This is a genomic window from Proteus mirabilis HI4320 (assembly GCF_000069965.1).
In the GTDB taxonomy this organism is placed as follows: Bacteria; Pseudomonadota; Gammaproteobacteria; order Enterobacterales; family Enterobacteriaceae; genus Proteus; species Proteus mirabilis.
Window position 1 is genome coordinate 978390 of the sequence record NC_010554.1, and the last position, 22076, is coordinate 1000465.

Annotated in this window: 30 protein-coding genes; 13 read left to right on the plus strand and 17 right to left on the minus strand. The window is 37.8% G+C overall.

The genetic code is table 11. The features are described from left to right. Window positions 1-128 precede the first annotated feature (128 nt). The 5 genes from purB to rluE form a co-directional block, all read right to left on the minus strand. Entirely contained in the window at window positions 129-1499 is a 1371-nt protein-coding gene (gene purB / locus PMI_RS04355) for an adenylosuccinate lyase (RefSeq protein WP_012367768.1), read from the minus strand. Between the two features lie 32 nt (window positions 1500-1531). Further along, entirely contained in the window at window positions 1532-2161 is a 630-nt protein-coding gene (hflD, locus tag PMI_RS04360) for a high frequency lysogenization protein HflD (protein WP_012367769.1), read from the minus strand. 2 nt (window positions 2162-2163) lie between these two features. Beyond that, on the minus strand, window positions 2164-3267 hold the full coding sequence (mnmA, locus tag PMI_RS04365) for a tRNA 2-thiouridine(34) synthase MnmA (RefSeq protein WP_004247117.1): 1104 nt from the start codon (window positions 3265-3267) through the stop codon (window positions 2164-2166). Window positions 3268-3372: 105 nt separating this feature from the next. Beyond that, window positions 3373-3825, minus strand: a complete 453-nt coding sequence (locus PMI_RS04370) for an NUDIX hydrolase (RefSeq protein WP_004247118.1) — start codon at window positions 3823-3825, stop codon at window positions 3373-3375. Further along, window positions 3818-4447 (minus strand): 23S rRNA pseudouridine(2457) synthase RluE, encoded by a 630-nt coding sequence (gene rluE / locus PMI_RS04375; protein ID WP_004247119.1) that lies wholly within the window; start codon window positions 4445-4447, stop codon window positions 3818-3820. Before rluE ends, PMI_RS04370 begins: the two co-directional genes overlap by 8 nt. 138 nt (window positions 4448-4585) lie before the next feature. On the opposite strand from rluE, the gene icd reads away from it, so the two are divergent. After that, window positions 4586-5839: an NADP-dependent isocitrate dehydrogenase gene (gene icd, locus PMI_RS04380; RefSeq protein ID WP_004247120.1), complete on the plus strand. Its 1254-nt coding sequence runs from the start codon at window positions 4586-4588 to the stop codon at window positions 5837-5839. 109 nt (window positions 5840-5948) lie between these two features. Here icd and PMI_RS04385 read toward each other — a convergent pair whose 3' ends face one another. The 11 genes from PMI_RS04385 to racR form a co-directional block, all read right to left on the minus strand. Continuing rightward, window positions 5949-7082, minus strand: a complete 1134-nt coding sequence (locus PMI_RS04385; protein WP_012367770.1) for a site-specific integrase — start codon at window positions 7080-7082, stop codon at window positions 5949-5951. Then, window positions 7057-7308, minus strand: coding sequence for an excisionase (locus tag PMI_RS04390; RefSeq protein WP_012367771.1), 252 nt, complete (start codon window positions 7306-7308; stop codon window positions 7057-7059). The genes PMI_RS04385 and PMI_RS04390 overlap by 26 nt, the downstream gene beginning before the upstream one ends. A 60-nt stretch (window positions 7309-7368) precedes the next feature. Continuing rightward, entirely contained in the window at window positions 7369-7845 is a 477-nt protein-coding gene (locus PMI_RS04395; protein WP_012367772.1) for a class I SAM-dependent methyltransferase, read from the minus strand. Beyond that, window positions 7829-8080: a hypothetical protein gene (locus tag PMI_RS04400; RefSeq protein WP_012367773.1), complete on the minus strand. Its 252-nt coding sequence runs from the start codon at window positions 8078-8080 to the stop codon at window positions 7829-7831. Before PMI_RS04400 ends, PMI_RS04395 begins: the two co-directional genes overlap by 17 nt. Beyond that, entirely contained in the window at window positions 8080-8613 is a 534-nt protein-coding gene (locus tag PMI_RS04405; protein ID WP_012367774.1) for a phiTE_072 family protein, read from the minus strand. The genes PMI_RS04400 and PMI_RS04405 overlap by 1 nt, the downstream gene beginning before the upstream one ends. A 9-nt stretch (window positions 8614-8622) precedes the next feature. Further along, entirely contained in the window at window positions 8623-8796 is a 174-nt protein-coding gene (locus PMI_RS04410) for a DUF7167 family protein (RefSeq protein ID WP_232504904.1), read from the minus strand. A gap of 33 nt (window positions 8797-8829) precedes the next feature. Beyond that, the gene (locus PMI_RS04415; RefSeq protein WP_041707084.1) at window positions 8830-9024 is read right to left on the minus strand and encodes a hypothetical protein; all 195 of its coding nucleotides are present in this window, start codon (window positions 9022-9024) and stop codon (window positions 8830-8832) included. Between the two features lie 39 nt (window positions 9025-9063). Continuing rightward, entirely contained in the window at window positions 9064-9561 is a 498-nt protein-coding gene (gene ssb, locus PMI_RS04420; protein WP_012367777.1) for a single-stranded DNA-binding protein, read from the minus strand. Window positions 9562-9619: 58 nt separating this feature from the next. After that, a complete protein-coding gene (locus tag PMI_RS04425; protein ID WP_012367778.1) occupies window positions 9620-10447 on the minus strand; it encodes a YfdQ family protein in 828 nt (275 codons plus the stop codon). Window positions 10448-10512: 65 nt separating this feature from the next. After that, complete coding sequence (locus tag PMI_RS04430; protein ID WP_012367779.1) at window positions 10513-10887, minus strand: YfdP family phage-associated protein; 375 nt, start codon at window positions 10885-10887, stop codon at window positions 10513-10515. A gap of 648 nt (window positions 10888-11535) precedes the next feature. Beyond that, window positions 11536-12018 carry a DNA-binding transcriptional repressor RacR gene (gene racR, locus PMI_RS04435; RefSeq protein WP_004247128.1) on the minus strand — a complete coding sequence of 161 codons (483 nt, stop codon included), beginning with the start codon at window positions 12016-12018 and terminating at the stop codon, window positions 11536-11538. A 103-nt stretch (window positions 12019-12121) separates the two neighbouring features. Here racR and PMI_RS04440 point away from each other — a divergent pair, with 103 nt between their 5' ends. The 12 genes from PMI_RS04440 to PMI_RS04485 all read left to right on the plus strand — a co-directional run bounded on the left by PMI_RS04440 (window position 12122) and on the right by PMI_RS04485 (window position 20747). Continuing rightward, window positions 12122-12361: a transcriptional regulator gene (locus PMI_RS04440; protein WP_004247129.1), complete on the plus strand. Its 240-nt coding sequence runs from the start codon at window positions 12122-12124 to the stop codon at window positions 12359-12361. Window positions 12362-12445: 84 nt separating this feature from the next. Continuing rightward, window positions 12446-13108: a hypothetical protein gene (locus PMI_RS04445; protein WP_004251663.1), complete on the plus strand. Its 663-nt coding sequence runs from the start codon at window positions 12446-12448 to the stop codon at window positions 13106-13108. A gap of 15 nt (window positions 13109-13123) precedes the next feature. Continuing rightward, complete coding sequence (locus tag PMI_RS04450) at window positions 13124-13582, plus strand: YmfL family putative regulatory protein (protein ID WP_004251662.1); 459 nt, start codon at window positions 13124-13126, stop codon at window positions 13580-13582. 85 nt (window positions 13583-13667) lie between these two features. Continuing rightward, window positions 13668-13841 carry a hypothetical protein gene (locus PMI_RS19425; RefSeq protein ID WP_004251659.1) on the plus strand — a complete coding sequence of 58 codons (174 nt, stop codon included), beginning with the start codon at window positions 13668-13670 and terminating at the stop codon, window positions 13839-13841. Then, complete coding sequence (locus PMI_RS04455) at window positions 13838-14017, plus strand: DUF4222 domain-containing protein (protein WP_004251656.1); 180 nt, start codon at window positions 13838-13840, stop codon at window positions 14015-14017. The genes PMI_RS19425 and PMI_RS04455 overlap by 4 nt, the downstream gene beginning before the upstream one ends. Before the next feature lie 12 nt (window positions 14018-14029). Continuing rightward, on the plus strand, window positions 14030-15121 hold the full coding sequence (locus PMI_RS04460) for a phage replication protein O (RefSeq protein ID WP_004251644.1): 1092 nt from the start codon (window positions 14030-14032) through the stop codon (window positions 15119-15121). Between the two features lie 168 nt (window positions 15122-15289). Further along, window positions 15290-15997, plus strand: coding sequence for a phage regulatory protein/antirepressor Ant (locus PMI_RS04465; RefSeq protein WP_004247134.1), 708 nt, complete (start codon window positions 15290-15292; stop codon window positions 15995-15997). Further along, window positions 15997-17022, plus strand: coding sequence for a DUF968 domain-containing protein (locus PMI_RS04470; RefSeq protein WP_004251638.1), 1026 nt, complete (start codon window positions 15997-15999; stop codon window positions 17020-17022). Before PMI_RS04465 ends, PMI_RS04470 begins: the two co-directional genes overlap by 1 nt. 27 nt (window positions 17023-17049) lie before the next feature. Then, window positions 17050-17448: an antiterminator Q family protein gene (locus PMI_RS04475; protein WP_004251637.1), complete on the plus strand. Its 399-nt coding sequence runs from the start codon at window positions 17050-17052 to the stop codon at window positions 17446-17448. Window positions 17449-17788: 340 nt separating this feature from the next. Beyond that, window positions 17789-18001: a transcription antiterminator/RNA stability regulator CspE gene (gene cspE / locus PMI_RS04480; RefSeq protein ID WP_004247137.1), complete on the plus strand. Its 213-nt coding sequence runs from the start codon at window positions 17789-17791 to the stop codon at window positions 17999-18001. A 7-nt stretch (window positions 18002-18008) separates the two neighbouring features. Continuing rightward, complete coding sequence (ymcF, locus tag PMI_RS19565) at window positions 18009-18149, plus strand: cold shock small protein YmcF (protein WP_418312483.1); 141 nt, start codon at window positions 18009-18011, stop codon at window positions 18147-18149. A 396-nt stretch (window positions 18150-18545) separates the two neighbouring features. Then, complete coding sequence (locus tag PMI_RS04485) at window positions 18546-20747, plus strand: AAA family ATPase (RefSeq protein WP_004251636.1); 2202 nt, start codon at window positions 18546-18548, stop codon at window positions 20745-20747. A 912-nt stretch (window positions 20748-21659) separates the two neighbouring features. On the opposite strand, the gene PMI_RS04490 is transcribed toward PMI_RS04485, so the two are convergent. Further along, entirely contained in the window at window positions 21660-21995 is a 336-nt protein-coding gene (locus tag PMI_RS04490; protein WP_004251632.1) for a carboxymuconolactone decarboxylase family protein, read from the minus strand. Window positions 21996-22076 lie beyond the last annotated feature (81 nt).

Consider the following 22076-nt stretch of genomic DNA (forward strand, 5'->3'; position numbering starts at 1 on the left):
CAATCTAGCACTTAAAGAATACCGTAACGGACAATGTGTTTAAGTTATAGATAGTTTTTATCTTATTTAGGACGGGTTATCGATATAAAAAAAGGCAGAGATTATCTGCCTTTTAAGTATGGGATAAATTAATCTAATTTATCAACAAGTTGACTGGCAAAACCAATATAGCTTTCAGGTGTCATCGCTTTTAAGCGTGCTTTTTCTTGTTCTGGTAGCGCTAAACCGTCAATAAACACAACCATATCTTGTGCCGTGATCCGTTTACCACGAGTTAACTCTTTAAGTTTTTCATAAGGCTTTTCAATACCATAGCGACGCATAACCGTTTGGATTGGTTCAGCAAGAACTTCCCAGTTGCTATCTAACTCTTCACGAAGATGACTTTCATTAACTTCTAATTTATTTAAGCCTTTCATGGTTGATTGGTAAGCGATTAATGCATAACCGATACCGACACCTAGGTTACGTAGTACGGTTGAGTCAGTTAAATCACGTTGCCAACGCGAAACTGGTAATTTGCTGGAAAGATGCCCCATAACGGCATTAGCTAAACCTAAATTACCTTCAGAGTTTTCAAAATCGATAGGATTCACTTTATGAGGCATTGTTGATGAGCCAATCTCACCGGCAATGGTCTTCTGTTTGAAGTGATTAAGAGCGATATAACCCCAAATATCACGGTCAAAATCAATTAAAATTGTATTAAAGCGGCTGATGCAATCAAAAAGCTCGGCAATATAGTCGTGTGGCTCAATTTGAGTAGTATATGGGTTCCATGTGATCCCCAATGAAGTAACAAATTCTTCACTAAATTGGTGCCAATCAACTTCAGGATAGGCAGCTAGGTGAGCATTATAGTTACCTACTGCACCATTAATTTTACCTAAAATTTCTACTTGAGTAAGCTGGCGATATTGACGCTCCATACGGTATGCAACGTTTGCAAACTCTTTTCCTACCGTTGAAGGTGTTGCCGGTTGTCCGTGAGTACGAGAAAGCAGGGGTAAATCACGATATGCTTGCGCCATTTTACTGATAGTATCAATAAGCTCGCGCCATGCAGGTAGTAGCACTTCTTGGCGTGCTGTTTCTAACATGATGGCATGGGATAAATTATTAATATCTTCAGAAGTACAAGCGAAGTGAATAAACTCAGAAACTTGCTGTAGTGCAGGGATAGCTGCCACTTTTTCTTTTAAGAAATATTCAACCGCTTTCACATCATGATTGGTGGTGCGCTCGATAGTTTTGATACGGGCAGCATCATCTTCATTGAAGTTAGCAACAATTGCATCAAGGTAATCGATTGCGTTTTGTTCAAAGGCGGGAACTTCTTTAATGTCGGTGCAAGATGCTAGCTTTTGTAGCCAGCGAACTTCTACCTGTACACGGAATTTCAAAAGACCGAATTCACTAAAAATAGTCCGTAACGACGAGGTTTTACTACCGTAACGACCGTCAATCGGTGAAATCGCTGTCAGCGAAGATAATTCCATTGTTGGCAACTCCCAGGTTGAATTTTAAAGTATTAACATTGAGCGAGAAAATCATCAGTTTGTCGTAAGATGGTTTTTTGATGGAGTAAAAAATCAAAACGGCGACCACCTACTTGACGCCAAAGTACGGCACTACGAAGACCTGTCAGAAGTAATCCACGAACTTTGGCTTGAATAATAGGGTTTTTAAGTAACTCAATCGAACCATTAACTTGAATTTTTGGCCCTACAGGGCTGACCGCATCACTATAAACGCCAGCGAGAGCATTAAATAATCCGTCAGAAAGCGGTTCAAAATAATTTTTTTGTCGTTCAAGTTGAGATATTTTTTGTGACAAATGCGAACTGTAATCGTTATTTTTGTTGATGATACGTTCAAGGTTAATCAGGCCTTGTTGATAAGTCATCAACTCAAACGTGAGTTTTTCTCTTCTTACCGCTTGATGGATAGCTTTTATGGTTTGAAAACCTAATTTCAAATGACTTATTTGATTACTATAAACATCCAAGGTTGAAGTTGGGTTGATATTAAAAATGCTGTTAACCATGACTTCAACATCTTTCTCGTCTGCATTCCCTTGATAAGCAATTTGCTGAACAAGACGACTTGCCTGGCAGATACCTGCCAGTGCAAGGGTAATATCACGAAAATCTTTAGCCACATCTACTCCTGAATACGTGTTTCAATAATACCGCCACCTAAACAGACTTCGTCTTGATAGAAAACGGCCGATTGCCCTGGTGTAACAGCAGCAACAGGATAGTCAAAACGGACTTCAATTTTATCTTCATCTAATGGTGTTACTGTACACGGAATATCAGCTTGGCGATATCGTGTTTTCACCGTGCAACGAAAAGCTTCGGTAATAGGCTCTCTTGCGACCCAATGAAGTTGTTGAGCAATTAAGCCTACGGACATTAATCGAGGGTGTTCATGACCTTGTGCGACAATTAATATGTTATTTGCAACATCTTTATCGACTACATACCAAGGATCTTCGCTACCTTCTTTTGTGCCACCGATACCCAGACCTTTACGTTGACCTAAGGTGTGATACATCAACCCTTGATGTTCACCAATGGTTTCGCCATCTACGGTGACGATAGGACCCGGTTTGGCAGGTAAATAGCGCGATAAGAAATCAGTAAACTTGCGTTCACCGATAAAACAGATCCCCGTAGAGTCTTTTTTCTTGGCGGTGGCTAAATCAAGCTTCTCTGCAATTTTTCTCACCTCAGGTTTTTCCATTTCACCGACAGGGAAAAGGCTTTGGGCGATTTGCTGATGACTTAATGTATATAAGAAGTAGCTTTGATCTTTGTTGTTATCAACACCGCGCAGTAATTGGCTTTTACCATCAATATCACGGCGACGAACATAGTGGCCCGTTGCAATATAGTCGGCCCCTAAATCTTCAGCTGCATATTCTAAAAATGCTTTAAATTTTATCTCTTTATTACATAGAATATCGGGATTAGGGGTGCGGCCAGCTTTATATTCAGATAAAAAGTGTTCAAATACATTATCCCAATATTCAGCGGCAAAATTGATAGTGTGAAGTTCTATGCCAAGCTTATCGCACACGGCTTGCGCGTCGGCAAGGTCGGCAGAAGCTGAGCAATATTCTGTATCGTCATCTTCTTCCCAGTTCTTCATAAACAGACCAACGACCTGATATCCCTGTTCCTTAAGAAGATAGGCTGAGACGGATGAATCTACGCCACCGGACATTCCAACGATGACTTTTTTTTGGCTGTTATCTGACATGAATGGATCTCACTGCGGAAAAATAAGCGCCATACTTTACCATATCACTATCAAGGGTGCATCAAACGAATACATTTTTTGCCTTCTTAACTATGAAAGTCATTGTTAAGAGGCAAATGTTGAACCAAAGCTATCCAGTAAAGAGAGTGGATAACGTTCATTTTGTTGATAACAAAGAATACTTTCTTTTACCAGCGGTGAACGTAATTGTTGGCTATTGATTATCTCTTGCGCGGTCACCCAGTAGCAGCCATTAATATCATCGTCATGTGGTTGTGTGGCTAATTGTTCTGGTGCTTCTATCAAAAATAAAAAACGCAAAAATGGCGTATTGTCCGGTGCCACCCACTGATGTAATTTCAAAAAATATTGTACCGGCAAGGTTAAACCGGTTTCTTCCCATAACTCTCGTTGTGCCGCTTGGATCAGGGTTTCATTTGCTTCTAAATGTCCTGCGGGTTGATTCCATGTGGCTTTGCCATTTACCGTTTCTTCAACAACTAAAAATTTATTGTTTGCATGAACAATACAAGCAACAGTGACATGTGGTTTAAACAAAATTAATCTCCTTCCATTGACCCGGTAATAGATTATCCAAGGTAATATTTCCCATGCTAAAACGAATTAAGCGTAATGTGGGATAACCAATATGGGCAGTCATACGTCTAACTTGGCGGTTTTTTCCTTCAAATAAAGTGATTTTTAACCAGCTAGTCGGAATAGATTGACGCTCTCTAATAGGTGGAAATCGCGTCCAAACCCACGTTGGCTGTTCTACCCTTTCAATTTTTGCAGGTAGTGTTTTCCCATCCTTTAGGTTAAGTCCTTCACGAAATTGTTGTAACGCTATCTCTGTGGGAATGCCTTCTACTTGAGCATAGTAGACTTTCCCTGTTTTTTTATTTGGTTGAGTTAATTTGGCCTGTAATTTGCCATCATTTGTTAATACTAACAGACCTTCACTATCTCTATCTAACCGTCCTGCCGCATAAATATCAGGAATGGGGATAAAATCTTTTAGCGTTTTTCTACCGCTGTCATCGGTAAATTGCACAAGGACATCGAAGGGTTTATTAAAGATAATCACTTTACGCTCACCTCTAGGGCGAGAAGGTTTTTTTTGTCCTGCTAGTGCGTGAGATTTGCGTAGTTTCGATCTATTGTTAAATTGATTTGCCATAGCTATTTTTTGTCAAAAATGGGAGATTGATTATACCTTAAAAGAGAAGCGATTGGCGTTAGCTGAATAATCAAGTAGTATTGACAGGTCTCTTACAAAAAATTAACAAAGCGTGCGCTTACATGAAAGGAGAGGTAAATGGAAAGCAAAGTAGTTGTTCCGGCTAATGGTGCTAAAATTACATTAGATGCTAAAGGTAAGCTTGTTGTTCCAAATAATCCGGTTATCCCTTATATCGAAGGGGATGGTATCGGTATCGATGTCACGCCAGCAATGTTAAAAGTTGTTGATGCAGCGGTTGAAAAAGCTTACGGCAATGAACGTAAGATTGAGTGGATGGAAGTCTACACCGGTGAAAAATCAACACAAATTTATGGTAAAGATGTTTGGCTGCCAGAAGAAACCTTAGATCTTATTCGTGAATATCGTGTTTCTATTAAAGGTCCTCTTACTACACCAGTAGGTGGTGGTATCCGTTCATTAAATGTGGCACTACGCCAACAACTCGACCTTTACGTTTGCCTGCGCCCAGTGCGTTATTACAAAGGCACTCCAAGCCCAGTAAAACACCCAGAACTGACGGATATGGTTATCTTCCGTGAAAACTCAGAAGATATCTATGCCGGTATTGAGTGGAAAGCCGGCTCAGCAGAAGCTGATAAAGTGATTAAGTTCCTGCAAGATGAAATGGGTGTAACCAAAATTCGCTTCCCACAAGATTGTGGTATCGGTATTAAGCCATGTTCAGAAGAGGGGACTAAACGTTTAGTTCGCGCAGCGATTGAATATGCAATTGATAACGATCGCGACTCCGTTACATTGGTGCATAAAGGTAATATTATGAAATTTACCGAAGGTGCCTTTAAAGATTGGGGTTACGAATTAGCCCGTGAAGAATTTGGTGGTGAGCTGTTAGATGGTGGCCCTTGGGTTAAAATTAAGAACCCTAAATCAGGTAAAGATATTATTGTTAAAGATGTTATCGCAGATGCATTCTTACAACAAATCCTGTTACGCCCAGCCGAGTATGATGTTATCGCTTGTATGAACCTAAACGGTGACTATATTTCTGATGCATTAGCAGCACAAGTTGGCGGTATTGGGATTGCTCCTGGCGCTAATATTGGTGATGAGTGTGCATTATTTGAAGCGACTCACGGAACAGCACCAAAATATGCCGGACAAGATAAAGTTAACCCAGGCTCTATTATTCTCTCCGCGGAGATGATGCTACGCCATATGGGTTGGACAGAAGCCGCTGACTTAATCATTAAAGGTATGGAAGGCGCAATCGAAGCGAAGACCGTTACTTATGATTTCGAACGTCTAATGGACGGCGCTAAACTGCTGAAATGTAGCGAGTTTGGTGACGCGATTATCAAACATATGTAATTATTGATTTGATAAATAGTTAACGGGAGCTTATTAGTTCCCGTTTATTTTTTGTACTATAAAATTATTCCCCAAAACCCCACCAAAACTATTCCCCAAAACTGTTTAATTAAACAGCAATAATTTGCCATTCTTTGCCTCTATCGTCGTGATATTTATCAGTCATTTTTTGGGTTTTATGGCCTAATAATTTTTGTGTATTTATTCCTTGTTCGCGATAAAGTCTCTCAGACAAAGAGCGTTGTTCGTGAAAGGTTGGTGCAGTACCTTTCTCCCAAGTTAACCCACACTTATCTCGCGCTTTTTTAAACGTTGTGGTTAATGTATTTGGCGTGGCTTGTTCGCCTCGTTTTGCTTGGGATGTTGTATGCCGATAATGTACAAGATATTTACTCACAACGGCATCACGACACCTTGCAATGACATCCCTTAAGGACATATTAAGGGCATCGCATTTTAATGATAATGGGATAGCTAATTTACTGCCTGTTTTTTCCTGCTGCACATGCAACATGTCATCCCAAATATCCGTAAATTTCATATTACAAATATCACCTATTCTTTGACCAGTAATTAACGCAAGCAACATTCCACATTGCAGGTAAGGGGGATGCTTTTCAGCTTGTAGATAAATAGTATTCCACTCATCAAGCGTCATACGCTCTCTTTTAACCCTATTTCTAGGCTGTTTTGTTGCTTTAGCTGGATTGTAACCAGGAGGAACGTAGCCAGCATGTTGAGCTTCTTTAAATACATCAATGAGCACCATGCGAACGACCTGAGCCATTCTTGAATGTCCTAATGCTTTGACTGAATCTATTATTTCGGCAATATCTAAAGCAGTTATCTCTTTCAATATTTTCGTACCACAATACTGACGAAATAAATTAATAGGTTTCATTTTCTGTCGATAAGAATTAATTTTTAATTCACCGATATCTAATCTTTCTTTTTGAATATCCAAATATTTATCCACCCATATATCAACAGATATTTCAGACTTGTTTGTCTTAATTTTTGATAACCGTTCATTAATACTTAATAACTGTCGAGTATGTTGTTCAGCAATAATTGTATTGGCTTGAATAGCCGTTTCTCTCGCTTCTTGCTCGTCGGTGCCTAAACTATGAAATTTTCCCGTTATAGGGTGTTTATATTGCCAATAAATTTTTCCATTACGCTTATCTAATTTACGGTATAAGTTAGGAATGGTTATTTTATGGGTTCGCGGTCTGGCAGCCATCTGAAATTATCCTCTGAAGTCGCTCCGTTGATTTAGTCGGAATTTTTGGTAAAGATAAATAACCCACATAACGAGCTTCTCTATCGACCATCCACTTTCTACCAACTTTCATTGCTGGAGGTGCGATAAGATTATTTCTTGCGTATTTTTGTAATACCGTTATGCTGGGGGATTCTTCACCAAATTCCAACATAGCCCACGCCTCAAGACTTACCATTCTTGACATATTTTCTCTCCACACTGTCCGTACACAGTTTAAATAGATATTCGTTAATGCTGGTGGTAATTATTTACTGATCTCCTTAAGAAAAGAGATCCAGTGCGTTTTATCGTTCTTACCTACACGCTGTACCGCTGTTGGTTTTTGGTCTGTTAGTGCTAAAATTTGTTTAACAGGTATTTGGGTTTCATTCCATTTGAACAGCAATGTTCCTCCAGGCCTAAGCACTCTAAATGCTTCACTAAACCTTTTTGATAAATCGTCTTTCCATGACTCTTTATTTAATCGCCCGTACTTTTTAAACATCCAACTATTTTTACCAACTCTAATTAAATGAGGTGGGTCAAATAGTACTTGATAAAAGGTATTATCTGGTAATGGCAGGTTTTTAAAATCAGAAATAATATCTGGTGTTATATTTAAAATTCTTCCATCACATAAAATATGTTCTTCAGCTCTAATATCATTAAATAAAACTCGGTCGTCTTGTTTATCAAAATAAAACATGCGAGAGCCACAACACATATCAAGTATTGGTTTCATTTTTATATACCAACTTTGATTTAATCCAATTTTCAGCTTCATCATTGCATAACAAAACACTATCCATCATTAATTCAATATCGATAGATTCCTTTGCAATGTGAGATAATGCATTCATAAACATTGCAAACGGTTTCTCATCACACTCTATAAAGTTAGCTCTGTATGCGCTAATTAAATGATTGCGAGCATATAGAACGCCTAATTTCATTTGTTCTCTATTGTATTTATCCATCATACCACCTTTATTTGCTTTAATGCCTCGCGAACAGCGTTTAATCGTGATTCCATTCTTAGATATTGAGGGTTAGGTATAGTGGGCCAATCGTTATACCAAGCATCATCACCAAACAAACTAAGCAACTTACCACCTAAAAAACTATTACAGCACTCATCTTTAACATTATCTGATGCTTCGATTAAATCCCAATATTCCCTTGCTTCATATTTATCTATTTCATTATCGTTGCGTAGTTTGATAACTTGTTTTTTAGCGTATTCAGCATTTGCATCGTCATCATCATCTATCTCATAGATTAAATTAGAATCTAACTTGCCTATCCAGTAGTGATTATTGATACGCTGAATAAACTCAATTAGTGGGCTACCCATCGAGCCCCAAAAGCAAGACCATGAATTTCCCCATTCGCTAATAGTGACACGACCGTTTTGATTATCTCCATAATCCTCAAGGTAAACATGAATAGGGTCGTGACGCTCGACATCAGTTATTACTAACTTAGTAACTTGAGATTGTTCAACTTTCATCGTTGCACCTTATCCCTCTGTCTTCACATACCAATCAACAAGATTATCAATTGCAGTATTGATATATCCTGATTGCTCTTCTTCGGTTAATTTATCCCATTCGTCCTCAGTAATACCCAGCCCACATTCAGAGTCAGAACCAACCTTATTTGTTCTTGCAACTAAAACCATCCGCTTACTCATATTCATTCCTCTTATTGCATCCCTGCGAGTTAATTAGTCCAGCTGAATGGCGCCTTCTTCTGGATATTCAGTACAGTAAAATACATGCACACGACCGGTTTCTTTGTCTCTACATGGCTCGATGGTGTATTCAGTCTCATCATTAATGTCTAATCCGTGTGTGTCTACCTTTAAGCCAGCAAAATCAGCCATAGCCATTATTTGCTTTGTTGTTAATGTAATAGCCATATCTATCTCCTGTTTGCATCCTTGCACTGAGTAAGTGGGTTAAACCACATTAATTAAATGGCGTGGATACATAAGCCCAATAGGTGCGAAGGGAATATCATCCTCAAAATCCATTGGTGGCTGACTACTCTGTGCTTGAGGTTGAGCCGGTGGCGGGTTTTGCTGTGCCGGTTGTGAACCTGCTGATTTACTAGCACCACCTAGCATTTGCATTGAACCGCCAATCTTTACAACAATTTCTGTTGTATAGCGTTTAACACCGTTATCATCCCATTCGCGCGTTTGTAGTTGGCCCTCGATATAAACTTGGGAGCCTTTACACAAATAGCCACTGGCGATATCTGCAAGCTTTCCAAACAAAACGACACGATGCCATTCTGTTTTTTCGCGATTTTCACCTGTTTGTTTGTCACGCCATTTCTCTGATGTGGCCACAGCTAAATTGGCAACAGCACCACCAGAAGGCAGGTAGCGAATTTCAGGATCACGCCCTAAATTGCCGATAAGAATTACTTTGTTTACTGATCCGTTAGCCATTTTCAGTTATTCCTATTTGAGTAATATCGCCACCAATAAGATGGCGATTAATTAATAATTAAGCTGAAAACTTGCCAATGAATGTTTCGATATCACTTTCATCAAATTCATCACAAAGTAGATTGCGAAACTCTTGAGCGATTTGTTCTTCAAGGTTTTCAAGTTGGACAATACGGAGCACTAAAACGGGAACATCACCGCCAGTAAGCACGCTATAACGCAATTTAATACTACGTTCTTTTAACTCGTCATATGGGGTGCAGGTAAACTGGAATGCAGTAGGCATAACATCTTTGCTTCTTGCTTCAACATTTTCTAATACTGAACGTTTGGCGCTAAAATCGTGATCTTCATGTTCAGCAGAGCGTGTTGATTCAATTGTAATACGGCGGACAGCAGAAATAGCTTGTTTGATATCTAAAACATTGCCGTCAGCATCAAACGCCATTAAATAATCACGCCAGTCTTCTAACCATTCCGCTAATTCTTTTTGACGATGTTTAACACCATCAATTTTTAATAGTGCTGCGAATGGGGCAGTTTGTTTTAATTTCACAAGAGCAGTATTATCAGCATGACCAGGCTCACCAATTGTGCCGATATTAAAAATAGTTTTGGCACTCATTTCATCGGCATCAATAAAGCAGCTAACACCTTCATCAATTGCATTTTTGATTGAGTATTTAACAAAGTCACTGATACTGGTTGTTTTCATTTCACCACGGAAACGGAAGCGACCTTCTTGTAAATTTTCCAAACTACTCACTTTAAATTCATTTGGAAGAACAATGGCGGGGCAAAGAGATTTCTCTATTGCTTCGAGACTTAATGAAGCCACTGCCATATTTTGAATTTGCGAAATAGCACTACCGTCTAATTGAGACATGAATAAACTCCTACTTATTTAAAAGCATTAAATTAAATGGATAGGTTTAATTAAAAATAAGGAAACTAATTAACGGATTTTAATTTCCCGTCGGGCTGACCTTGCAAAGAAAATAATTGACCTTGGTCTTCTTGCATAATGGTCAACTTACCACCTTTACCTACGTACATTGGTGTTTTAGTAGTATCTTCTTCAGCCCGTTTCCCGCGTGGTGTTGGTGCAGAGAACTTAAGTTTATGAGTTATTTCAACTCGTTTTTCTTCCATTGAATTACTAAGGCGAGCAAAATCTAATTCAATAGTGACTTTGCCTTTTCCACCATTATTTAAAACGCCTAAAGCCACATCATTTAAAACAGCAGAGACTTTATTTTCAAAAACGCCAGCGTCCAATTCGGAAAGAAAGTCAGGGACATTTGTCTTACGATCTTCTTGGCTCATTTCTATAACCTCACGTTATCACTTCACACAATAAGAAAGGGCACTAGCGAGTTGACATAATCCTGATAAGACATTTCACAAATAATGCCAGTACCCTTGCTTATTGTTAGACTCATAATCAAAAAGAGCGGACCACCTGTGGTTGCATCAGCCCGATTGGGATTCGGATTTCTAGCTGACTGCGGGTTACTTTTTTTCACGCCCACGCTCTTTGGTTATAAAACTAACTTTATAAAAATGGCTGACTGAGCAGAACATTATCACCACAACCCCTTTTAATGGTAAAAGACTCAGTCAGCCATTGTTTCTCTTCACACGTTCTCTTCACACATAAAAATCATTTATTTTGTGTTTGAATAGCACTTTTGATTCTGTACTCGTCTATTTCAGCATCTAGTTTGCAATATCTTCATCAGTGAAACTTACTGGAAGTATGATTACTGGTTCAGTTATCATTTACTTTTCCTTCACATATAAAAATTTAGCTTATTGTTATAAATGATATTAGGCTAAGCCTAATCTTTAGTCAATAGGCTATGCCTAATAAATTAAATGAAATTAGACGATGATTATTTTTTATATCAAAATCAATTGAGTAGATAATTAGGAAAGGCCTAGCTTAACAAGTTTCCATCAGACCAAATGAGTTTAAGCTGGACGCTTTGAGGATTTTTTATTGCTTTTATTGTTATTTAACCATTCAGAGGCTTGTCGTTCTAAAGTTATAATGTATGCCCTAGTATCACTATTAACCCAAGAAGGTTCTTTTGTATTATTTTGCAGCAAAAGATATTTTATTATTTCTTTTCTTTCTGCCGAAGCTGACATATAAGCATGAATAAGGCTATTAAGTTGATGTTCATCATGTGTACATCTTGATTCAGCTTTATTTACTGGGAGGTGAAACTCCTTTAAGCCCCAATGTTCAGGTCCAACAACATCAGAAAAATAACTCCATAATTCAGGTAGCTTATCTTTTGAAATGGAGCCTTTTTTTATCCAATCATAAATAGATGGTAGCTTTACATTGAAATGTCGAGCAATCTCAGTTTTTGATTTAACTGATCCTGATGATAGTTTTTTATTAATTGCCTGCTCTATCGCTCGGCCTAAATCTTTACCATTAAGCATAGCCTAATTATCTTATCTTTATATTGTGTAGGCAATTCCTATTGATTTAACATTAGGCTTAGCCTAACATTGTATTTCAATATAGGCCGGAGGTAATTGAATAATGGATCAAATAAGTGCCACAACCGCAATAAAAAAAGCATGTAATTATGTCGGTGGGCAGTCTGAAATGGCTAAACGCTTGGGTATTTCACCGCCTACAGTAAATCAATGGATCAATGGAACTCGAAAAATTCCAGCACGACGTTGCCCTGAAATAGAAAAAGTAACTTCAGGAGTGGTTCGATGTGAAGAACTAAGGCCTGATGTTGATTGGTCTTATTTACGGGGAACTCAACAATGATTTTTATACTTACTTTATTGAAATAAACAATAGCAAAACAGTTTAAAGCAGTTAACTACAAGAACTTATCAATGGTGGTAGGAAATGAATCACTCAATAAAATTAACGTCGTTTAATAAAAACCATAAGGTTATTGATATTGGGGATCATCTCTGCAGGGTTCCTAATAACAGGATAAATCCAATCGTTCTCATAAAGCTCATTGCTTTTAAGAGTATCAAAAAAGCTGTCTACGGCATGGTTATAGTTGTTGCATTGTCTTGTGGTCAAGTGAGGGCGCAAGGCTCTGAAGTCATCACGAGTGATGCGGGGCATGTCTCTTTTCCCGTCTTTACAATCGTCGAGGAATTTATCAAGAAGCAAGAACAACGGATCTGCAATGGCATTGAATTCCTTTCTTTTGTCTCTTCTGCGAGCGAGGGAATGACCAAGCCAAGTTCCCAAGAAAAAGGAAAAAATAGCCCAAAAGAAAGTAATAAGACTGAGGCTGGTTTTGAGAAACGAGACCAAGTGACCCAAGAAGATATCGAGCATGTTAAGTCATCCCTTATCGGTATGTTATTTGCGTCCTTAGTGATGATCCCACTAGGGATAATGTTTAGCGAGTGTATTAGCCCACGAATATTAGCAAAACGTAAGCGCTGGATGAAGCTTCATGAGCTAAAAGCCAAACGGTTTTACCGGAACAACCCAGGGAAGTATTACGTGATGCCACGCAAGACTTTTTGCCAATGGCTGTGGTTTTAATAAAGAGAGGTATTTATGAGTAACCAATCAATAAAACAAGTAGTGAAAGAAATGTGTGAGGCAACAGCTGGTGGGCGTGAAGCGATGGCTGGTGCGCTTGGCCTGTCTTTAACATCATTCAATAACAAGCTGTATGAAAAAAACGGCTGTCGTTCATTTGATTTAAACGAACTGTTAGCCATGCAAGATATTTCTAAAACTGTTCTGTTTGCTGAATTCATTGCTCGTGAGTCTGGAATGTTGCTGGTGGAACGTATTAAACCCGACGAGATAGATGAACCTGAGTTATTTCGTCTACACAACAAAGTTGGTTCAAAACAAGGCGAACTGGCAATTTTTTTAGAAAAAAGTTTAGAGGATGGCGTTGTTGATAGTGAAGAAGAGAAACAACTTAACGTAATGCTAGATCGCGTAATAGCAAGTGGTCGTGCATTTGTTAATGCATTTATCTCATTACATCGGAAGAAAAAATAATGATGGGCTTTAGAAAGGGTGAAGCCAACGATGTACGGTCGCTGGCTTCGGTTTGCAAATTTCAATTGTGTGAAGAGAAATTAGCATGAGTAGATTATCAAACTTAGCATGTCGCACGCAAGTGCGAGCTTCAATACGTGATGGCCGTTTTGTCTATGAAATTAAAGTACCAAATGGCTACCAAGAAACCAACTACCAATTTATGCGTTGGCTGGTAGATGATTTTAATTCAAAGAATGGGCTGAGGACGAGGCAATGAACAATGAGAACCCAAACCAACTTGATCGCTACTATAAAAATCACCGAGGTATCGTTGTTCATGTTGTTCGTTATGACAGAGAAAAACAGCGCGTTATTTTTATGCTTGATGGTTGTGACGACCCACAGTGTGAACCTGTACAGCGTTTTAAAGAGAAGTACACACGTATTAAGTAATGAGGTGGCAAGATGAGTTTATTATTACTAAAAAGTCGCCCTTTAGTCGTTATTCCTGAATTAGCGGTACGTCTTGGTTTAAATGAGGCGATGCTGTTACAGCAAATTCAATATTGGCTAACTGAAACTACTTCAGGTGTTGAATATGACGGCTCACGCTGGATTTATAACACAGTTGAAGAGTGGAAGAATCAATTTCCTTTTTTCTCTGAATCAACGATTAAACGTGCTTTTACTAATTTGAAAAAGCAGGGTGTTTTACGCATTGAGCAAATCAATAAATCGAACCATGACCGTACTAATTATTATGCGATTAACTACGATCACCATCTGCTAACTGATGGGGTCAATATGACCCAATCGAACAGTGATAATACATCTAATCGAGCAGTTCAAAATGACCTTATCGATAAGCGCAAATTGAAACCGTCAAACAGTTCAAAATGCACTGTTCTGAACGGGTCAAAATGGCCTGATCTTACAGAGAATACAACAGAGATTACTTCAGAGAGTACAACAGAAACAGATCATTCGTCGCAGAATTCTGACGAATCCAGCGACCAGCCGAAAAATGATTTTTTAACTCGTTATCCTGAAGCAGTGATTTACAGCGCTAACTTCCAAAAATGGGGCGATGAAGGTGATTTAAAAACGGCGAAATGGATGTTTGGTCGTGTTAAAAAACTAAATCCATCTGCGCTAGAGCCTACTTGGTATGACTGGGCGAACGATATTCGTTTGATGCGTCAAATCGATGGGCGTACCCATGAGCAAATTTGTGCCTTGTTCGATTGGGCCAACAAAGACTCATTCTGGTACCAAAACATTTTAAGTCCTCGTAAGTTACGTAAACACTTTGATGAACTATTCGTTCGTAGTCAAAAGCCAAAGGATGAGCTAAAGGTTCAAGTTGACACCGTTGAACGTGATAGTGCCTTTTCCCGCTTGATTGGCTCTCGGTCTAAACCTAAAAACCGCATTGAAGAAATTGCACTTGAGCTAGCAGGTAAAACAGGCATTCGTCGTATGAGTGAGTTTTCAGGTCGCCAAGCATGGAGCAGCATTTGGAAGCAAGCGATAGAAATGTTACAGGAGACTCAGTAATGCTAACTAAATACATTTTGTTCGTTGGTTTTTGGTTTGTAGTGACATTATTGGGGTTATGGGGTACTTATGCCTGAGTTGATGTTAATGGATATTGTGAAGGAGAGAATAATCTGCCCATTTAATCACGTGATGTACGGTCACGAGTAAAACGTGGAGAGAAATAGCATGATGCAAAAAATAATGGAAGTTTCAGTATTACCCATAATGAATCGTGAATTAACTATGTCGAGTCGAGAGATTGCCAGTTTAACGGGAAGTAATCATTCCGATGTTAAGCGTTCTGCCGATAGGCTTTTTGTTGCTCAAATTTTAACCCAGCCATTGGCTGAGTTCCCTTTTGAACATAACGGCAATCAATATACTGAATATCGTTTTAATAAAAGAGACTCTCTGGTGTTGGTAGCTCGATTGTCACCTCAGTTCACAGCAAAAATAGTTGATCGCTGGCAGGAATTAGAATCAAAAATGCAGCCAGTCATTCCTCAAACATTACCAGAAGCATTGCGATTAGCAGCAGACTTAGCAGAAGAAAAACAAAAATTGGAAAGTGAACTGGCGATTGCGACACCTAAGGCTCAGTTTGTTGATAATTATGTTTTATCCCATGGTTCTATGACATTTCGACAAGTGTGTAAATTACTGCAGGCGAAAGAAACCGATTTTCGTTGTTTTTTAATTGATAAGAAAATTATGTATCGCTTGAATAATACGTTTACGCCTTATCAAACTCATGTCGATCTTGGTCGCTTTGAGATAAAAACGGGAACGAACCAAAAAAATAACCACGCTTTTGCACAATCAAGGTTTACTACTAAAGGTGTGAAGTGGATTGCAGGGTTATGGGCTGAATATAAAGTTGAGGATGAGATTTAATGAAACTACTCTTAACGCCCTATATTCAGTCTGACCTTGGCGTTGTTTTATTGAAGCCTGGAGCGGAGTTGCTTAAGCAATTTAAACCACATTCGCGCGTGATTATTAGCGATGTACCAAAAAGTTTAGATAAATGGCCTTCTGGGGCATTAACAGGAAATGAACAGCCATTATTGGATAACAAGGGCATTGTTGATTTTTTGAATAATAAAAAAGTTCTCCAAGCTATGGGAGGATTGTCATCGATGAATATGTGGATAGGCAGAAATATCCATTGTTGTCAGATTAACGATAAGCATGACAGTTATCATCATCATGAATTAACAACCACATGGCATAAAGACGGTGTGATACGGACTTGTTGGTACCATGATAATCATATTCGCCATTCATCAGCTGAATGGGTTGCTGAATTGGCTCATAAAAATCGTATTGCTTGGATGGTAGATACTATTCGTAGTCGTTTGAGATTAGATGATAGCCATTCGCTGACGATACCTGATTTTTTTGCTTTTGCCGTGATGCATAAACTGGTTGATAAATTACCTGATGCTATATTGCGCCGTATCTTAAATTGGCCTGATAAAACTAAAGATCGTAGAGTGCATGGCGGTTTTCCTGAAGCTGATATTGTTCCAAATGAAGTGACAGCACTATCAGCAATGAATGCGCGTTTAGATGCTATAAAACCCGTTATTAATGTGACTGTCGATCCTGAACCTCCAGCCTCATTTCTTCTTAAACCTAAAATGTGCCGTTGGGAGAATACCCAATGGCTTCAATGGGTAAAAACACAGCCATGTTGTGTTTGCGGACAACAAGCTGATGATCCACATCATATCATCGGCCATGGTATGGGAGGCATGGGAACGAAAGCTCATGACTTATTCACTATTCCATTATGTCGTCAACATCATGATGAATTGCATCATGATCCGAAATTGTGGGAAGCCACTTATGGCAATCAAATCGAATTGTTATTTTCTTTTTTAAACCGTTCATTAGGAATGGGGGCATTGGTTTAACGTGTATACGGCACGGGGAGTATTAGTATGAGAGATATGCAGGAAGTTTTATCACGTTGGGGTGCGTGGTCAGCTAATGAGGGAAATAGTATCGATTACTCATCAATTGCCGCAGGTTTTAAAGGATTAATTCCAAGTTCAAGACGAAGCCGAGAGCAATGTTCTGATGATGATGGCTTAAAAATAAATAAAGCGGTATTACATTTAAAGGTAAATAATAGTTACTTGTTTCAGTTGGTTATTATGTACTATGTGAAGAATTATCCTTTACGCTCAATGGCTTCAAAACTTGGCATTTCTCATAATGAAGTGGCTAAGCGATTGCAGACAGCAGAAGGATTTATTGAGGGGTGTCTATCGGTTGATAACGTAAAATTAGATATGGATAAAATAATTAGAAAACACAGCATTTATAGTCTTGTGTAATTACAAAACACAATATATTGTGTTAATAATGATTTTGATGTTACATGACTTATCTATTAAAAACCTCGTGAGTATAGCGGGGTTGTGTTTTTTATAGGTCTACTTAAGCTGACTTACCGCTAAAAAATAAAGTTTGCTATCTGAATTTTTCTATGGCTTAATAGCGTCACTGGTTTGGAAGTACAGACCTATTTATGTTAGTCAGTTTAAAGTTGTTCCCGTTTAGCGTTATCCTCGATACCTCTTCATTGTGAATTCCTTCTAATTAATTCCCATAAGTAAAAATACAAAACAAACCGCCTATGCCTTATGGCAAATTAAATAAATTAAAGGAAATTCTATGTCTAATACAATGACTGGTACAGTAAAATGGTTTAACGATGATAAAGGTTTTGGTTTCATCACTCCTAAAGATGGAAGTAAAGATGTATTTGTACATTACTCTGCAATTCAGAGTGATGACTTCAAATCTCTGATGGAAGGCCAAGAAGTTTCATTTACCATGGAAAATGGTATGAAAGGCCCAGCAGCAGGCAACGTGGTGGCTCTCTAAAGGCGCTATTACTATTCGCCTCTATTTTAAATGCCCTTGTTGTAGCGGTTCACAATATAGAACATCACAATTTGATGTCACAGTGAACAATCCACACGGCGCAAAATGTATCTTTTGCAAAAGTGTGATGACAGCACAAATGAGTTAAGCATTAAATAGTTGAATATACAAAACCTCGCTTCGGCGGGGTTTTTTGCTATCTACGATCTCATATTGGTTAAAGATAAAAAATTTAGATTTTGGGGCTTTAAATTGTATAGGGAGGCATAGATAAAACATAACTAGACTTGCCTGCTTAGTTTGAACTCACAACGAAATGCATACTTTTTCCTCATAGGAAATACTGTAAGACCGAAAATAAAAGAGGTGTTTTGCTGATATTCTTACTATCAGTTATGCCCAAGATATAAAATCTCTCAGCTTATATTGCTATTAATAAATTTTTCAAGAAAATTATAAAGTTATATATTATGACAGAACCTTCATTAATCTCATATCCAATCGAGTACACTATATGTACATACAATTGAAAGGATAAGGATTTATGGCCATACTCACTCTCCGAAATGTTAAAAGCTATTCTGCTGATAAAGATGTAAATATAGATCTAAGTAAGCCTGTTACCCTTATTTATGGACAAAATGGTGCAGGAAAATCAACAATTTCAAGTTTTTTTTCAGGTTTTCAACAAGAAAAATACCAGCATTGTCATTTTGCAAGTCGTGAAAATTTTGCTTATTTTGTATTTAATCAGGAATATATAGAACAGAAGTTTCACCAAGAAATATATCAACCTGGTATTTTTACATTGAATGAGAAGAATGATGACGTTAACGGTAAAATTGAAAGTAATAAGAGAAGAATTACTGAAATAAACAACTTACTAAACACTTTGGATACAGAGATAAAAAATAAAAATGATGCAAAGTCTACTGTTATCGAAAAGTACTCTAAAGTTATTTTTAAAAAAACTATCAATGATCGGCAATCGTTAGATTATTTTCTAGATAGAGCTAAACGAGTAAATAATTTTTATCAAAAAATGAGGGAAACTTCATTAGGAATTCAAAAATATGAGCTGGTACAACTTACAGAGAGACTGGAGTTGTTACTTAATAGTGAAGGAACTCAATATACAGAGATTATTGAACCAGAGGTTTATGGCCTATCTGACGAAATGCTGACTCTACTTCAAAGTTCGTTGACAGCATCGTCCGATACACCATTTTCAGCCATTATTCAGCAGTTAGGTAACGCTGATTGGGTTCATAGTGGAACAGGTTATATTAAAGATAATATTTGTCCATTTTGTCAACAAAAATTTGATTCTCAGCATCTTCTTCATGAATTGACACTCATGTTTGATAAATCTTATGAAGATGCTCTGGCAACGCTTACCCACAGTCAGACAGTCATTTCCCATGAATTAGACTTATTGGAGTCATTCCATGAGCATTTACGACAACACCCTGTAGTTAGTGATGATCACCAAGTTTTTAGTATTATTAAATCTCTGCAACAAACTTTACGTAATAATCTACAATCACTCAGACAAAAGCTACTACAGCCTTCGCAATCCATACAACCTGACGTTATTACAGATATACGTCAGCATTTGAACCAGATACTGGTAACTTTAAATAGTAACATTAGAGACAATAATCAGCTGGCAGCCAATTTTAGTCAGGAGCGAGCTCGCTTGGCGGCAGATTCCTTTGCATATCTTAGAGAAGTGAGTGATCCTTATTTGCGTCAATGTGATCAGGAATTAGCAGAAATACAACAACAATTGCAAGCTGAGATAAATCAAGTTGATTTATTGAGAGATGAAGAGCGAGCACTTTCGGTCGAAACTACTCATCTTATAGGGCAATTATCAGTTATACAGCCTACAATTGATAACATTAATTATAATCTGACACAATTAGGGATCAATGATTTCAATATTATTTGTCATGATGAGAGCTTGAAACTATATCGCTTACATAGACAAAACCAGCCAGATGATTCTGAGGTCTTTAAATCTTTGAGTGAAGGCGAAAAAACAATCATATCTCTTCTCTATTTCCTAGAATCATGCATTGGTCACGTACCTGATAGCCAGACAATACAACCTAAACTGATTGTTATTGACGATCCTATTTCCAGCCTGTCACATAACTATATTTATGAAGTTGCTTCGATGATAAAACATAAATTAATTTTACCGAAGATTGCGCAACACATTGTTATATTGACGCATAATATATTTTTCTTTCAAGAGATTCTACTTTCAGTTTATAAACGACTGGCTCCCGAACGTACAACACCAAAGGGGTGTGCACTTTATCGCATCATTAAAGGAGAATATAGTGATTGTATCCCATTATCGATGCACGACATGCTGAATGAGTATCAGGCTTTATGGCAAACCATACGGGATGTCCGCGATGGAAGAAGTTTACCGGTAGTATTACCTAATACAATGCGAAATATTCTTGAGTACTATTTCAGTTTTTCTTGCAAACAGGAAAAACTGGATAAAGCGCTAAATAAGCTAGCAGTTGAATATTCAGCAGGGGAATATGACTCATTTTATCGAGCAATTAACCGTCATTCCCATTCTGATGGCAGAAATATCATGGCTACAGGAGTGATTAATGTAGAAATGTATTTCCGTTTATTTCAGAAAATTTTTGAAGAAACGAAGGATTCTGATCATTACAACACGATGATGGGGATTACTGTTGAGCAAACAGAAGGTTGATGAAATTATCACCTGCGGGCACCACACACTCAACGGATCGGGAGCGAGCGCATATGCTTACGCACATGTTCTACGCGCCCGAAACGAAAACGAGTGTACCAACGAACTGGTACGATTTTCGGTCTCATAGGGCTATCCTTTTACAAACCGACTACTGCCGGAAGTCCCTGTACCCATTACAGGCATGCAATGATATAGAGAGGATTACCCGAGGTGATAACCCCTTAATAATACACAGTTCCATAAAATAAACCACCTTTCTTTGAATAATGTAGTCATTCTATGTCTTCGTAGTGTTATACATAGTTGTAATTGTAGTTGTCCTCAGAATGAAGGGTTGAAGTCAGTAGAATGGCCTAAAGTTATTCATCAAAAGATAGTATGCTCAGGTTGTCCTTGTTGAACTAAATACAGTTTTAAATAGTTTTATCTTAATTCATTAATTTAATTGATATAAAAGATATATAATACAAACAATAAAAAAATGCCGATACGCTAGGAGTCATATCGGCATATAAAATAAACGCAAGAAGCAATGTAAGTCATGTCGTACTAATCCGTATCAAACCTGTCAATTTGATATACCTGTAATGATAATTATTATCATTAATATATTCAACCCTAAATTAAATAAGGTTACTTTGTAGCCTTTTCATTTACACCGACCACAGAATCAACATCCACTTATATCATTCACACAAGAGCTGTGAGTCGGCATCTTATTGATTAAATTTTTCGTTAATTTAGTTGAGTTTTACTTTAAGAGAGTTAGGTATGGAGTATTTACTTTGAAGAAGGAAATGAAAATCTCAATGTGTAATGATAAGTCTCTTAAATAATAGACCCCAATTATTTTTGGGGTCATATATTGAGATTATTGAATTAATATCCCTGATATTGATTTATTACGAATTAATTTTCAGGTGCAATAGCATCCAATACTCGAGCAGAATAAACCATCGCAGCACCAGTATTTAATGCAACAGCAACACCGAGTGCTTCTGCAATTTCTTCATGACTAGCACCCAACTTTAAAGCGGTGTCAGCATGTACGGCGATACAACCATCACAGCGTGTTGTGACTGCAACTGCTAATGCGATTAATTCTCTTGTTTTTGCATCTAAATGATTAGTTTTTTTACCTGCATTGGAAAGTGCTTGGTAGCCAGTAACCGTATCAGGTGTTAATTTTCCTAACTCACCAATACGTCCCATTAATTGTTTTCGATATTCATTCCAATTAAGCATGATATTAACCTTATTGAGTTAACTGAATTATTGGTTGACATTATGGGATGAAAAAAAAGATGATGACATCATCAAACGAAT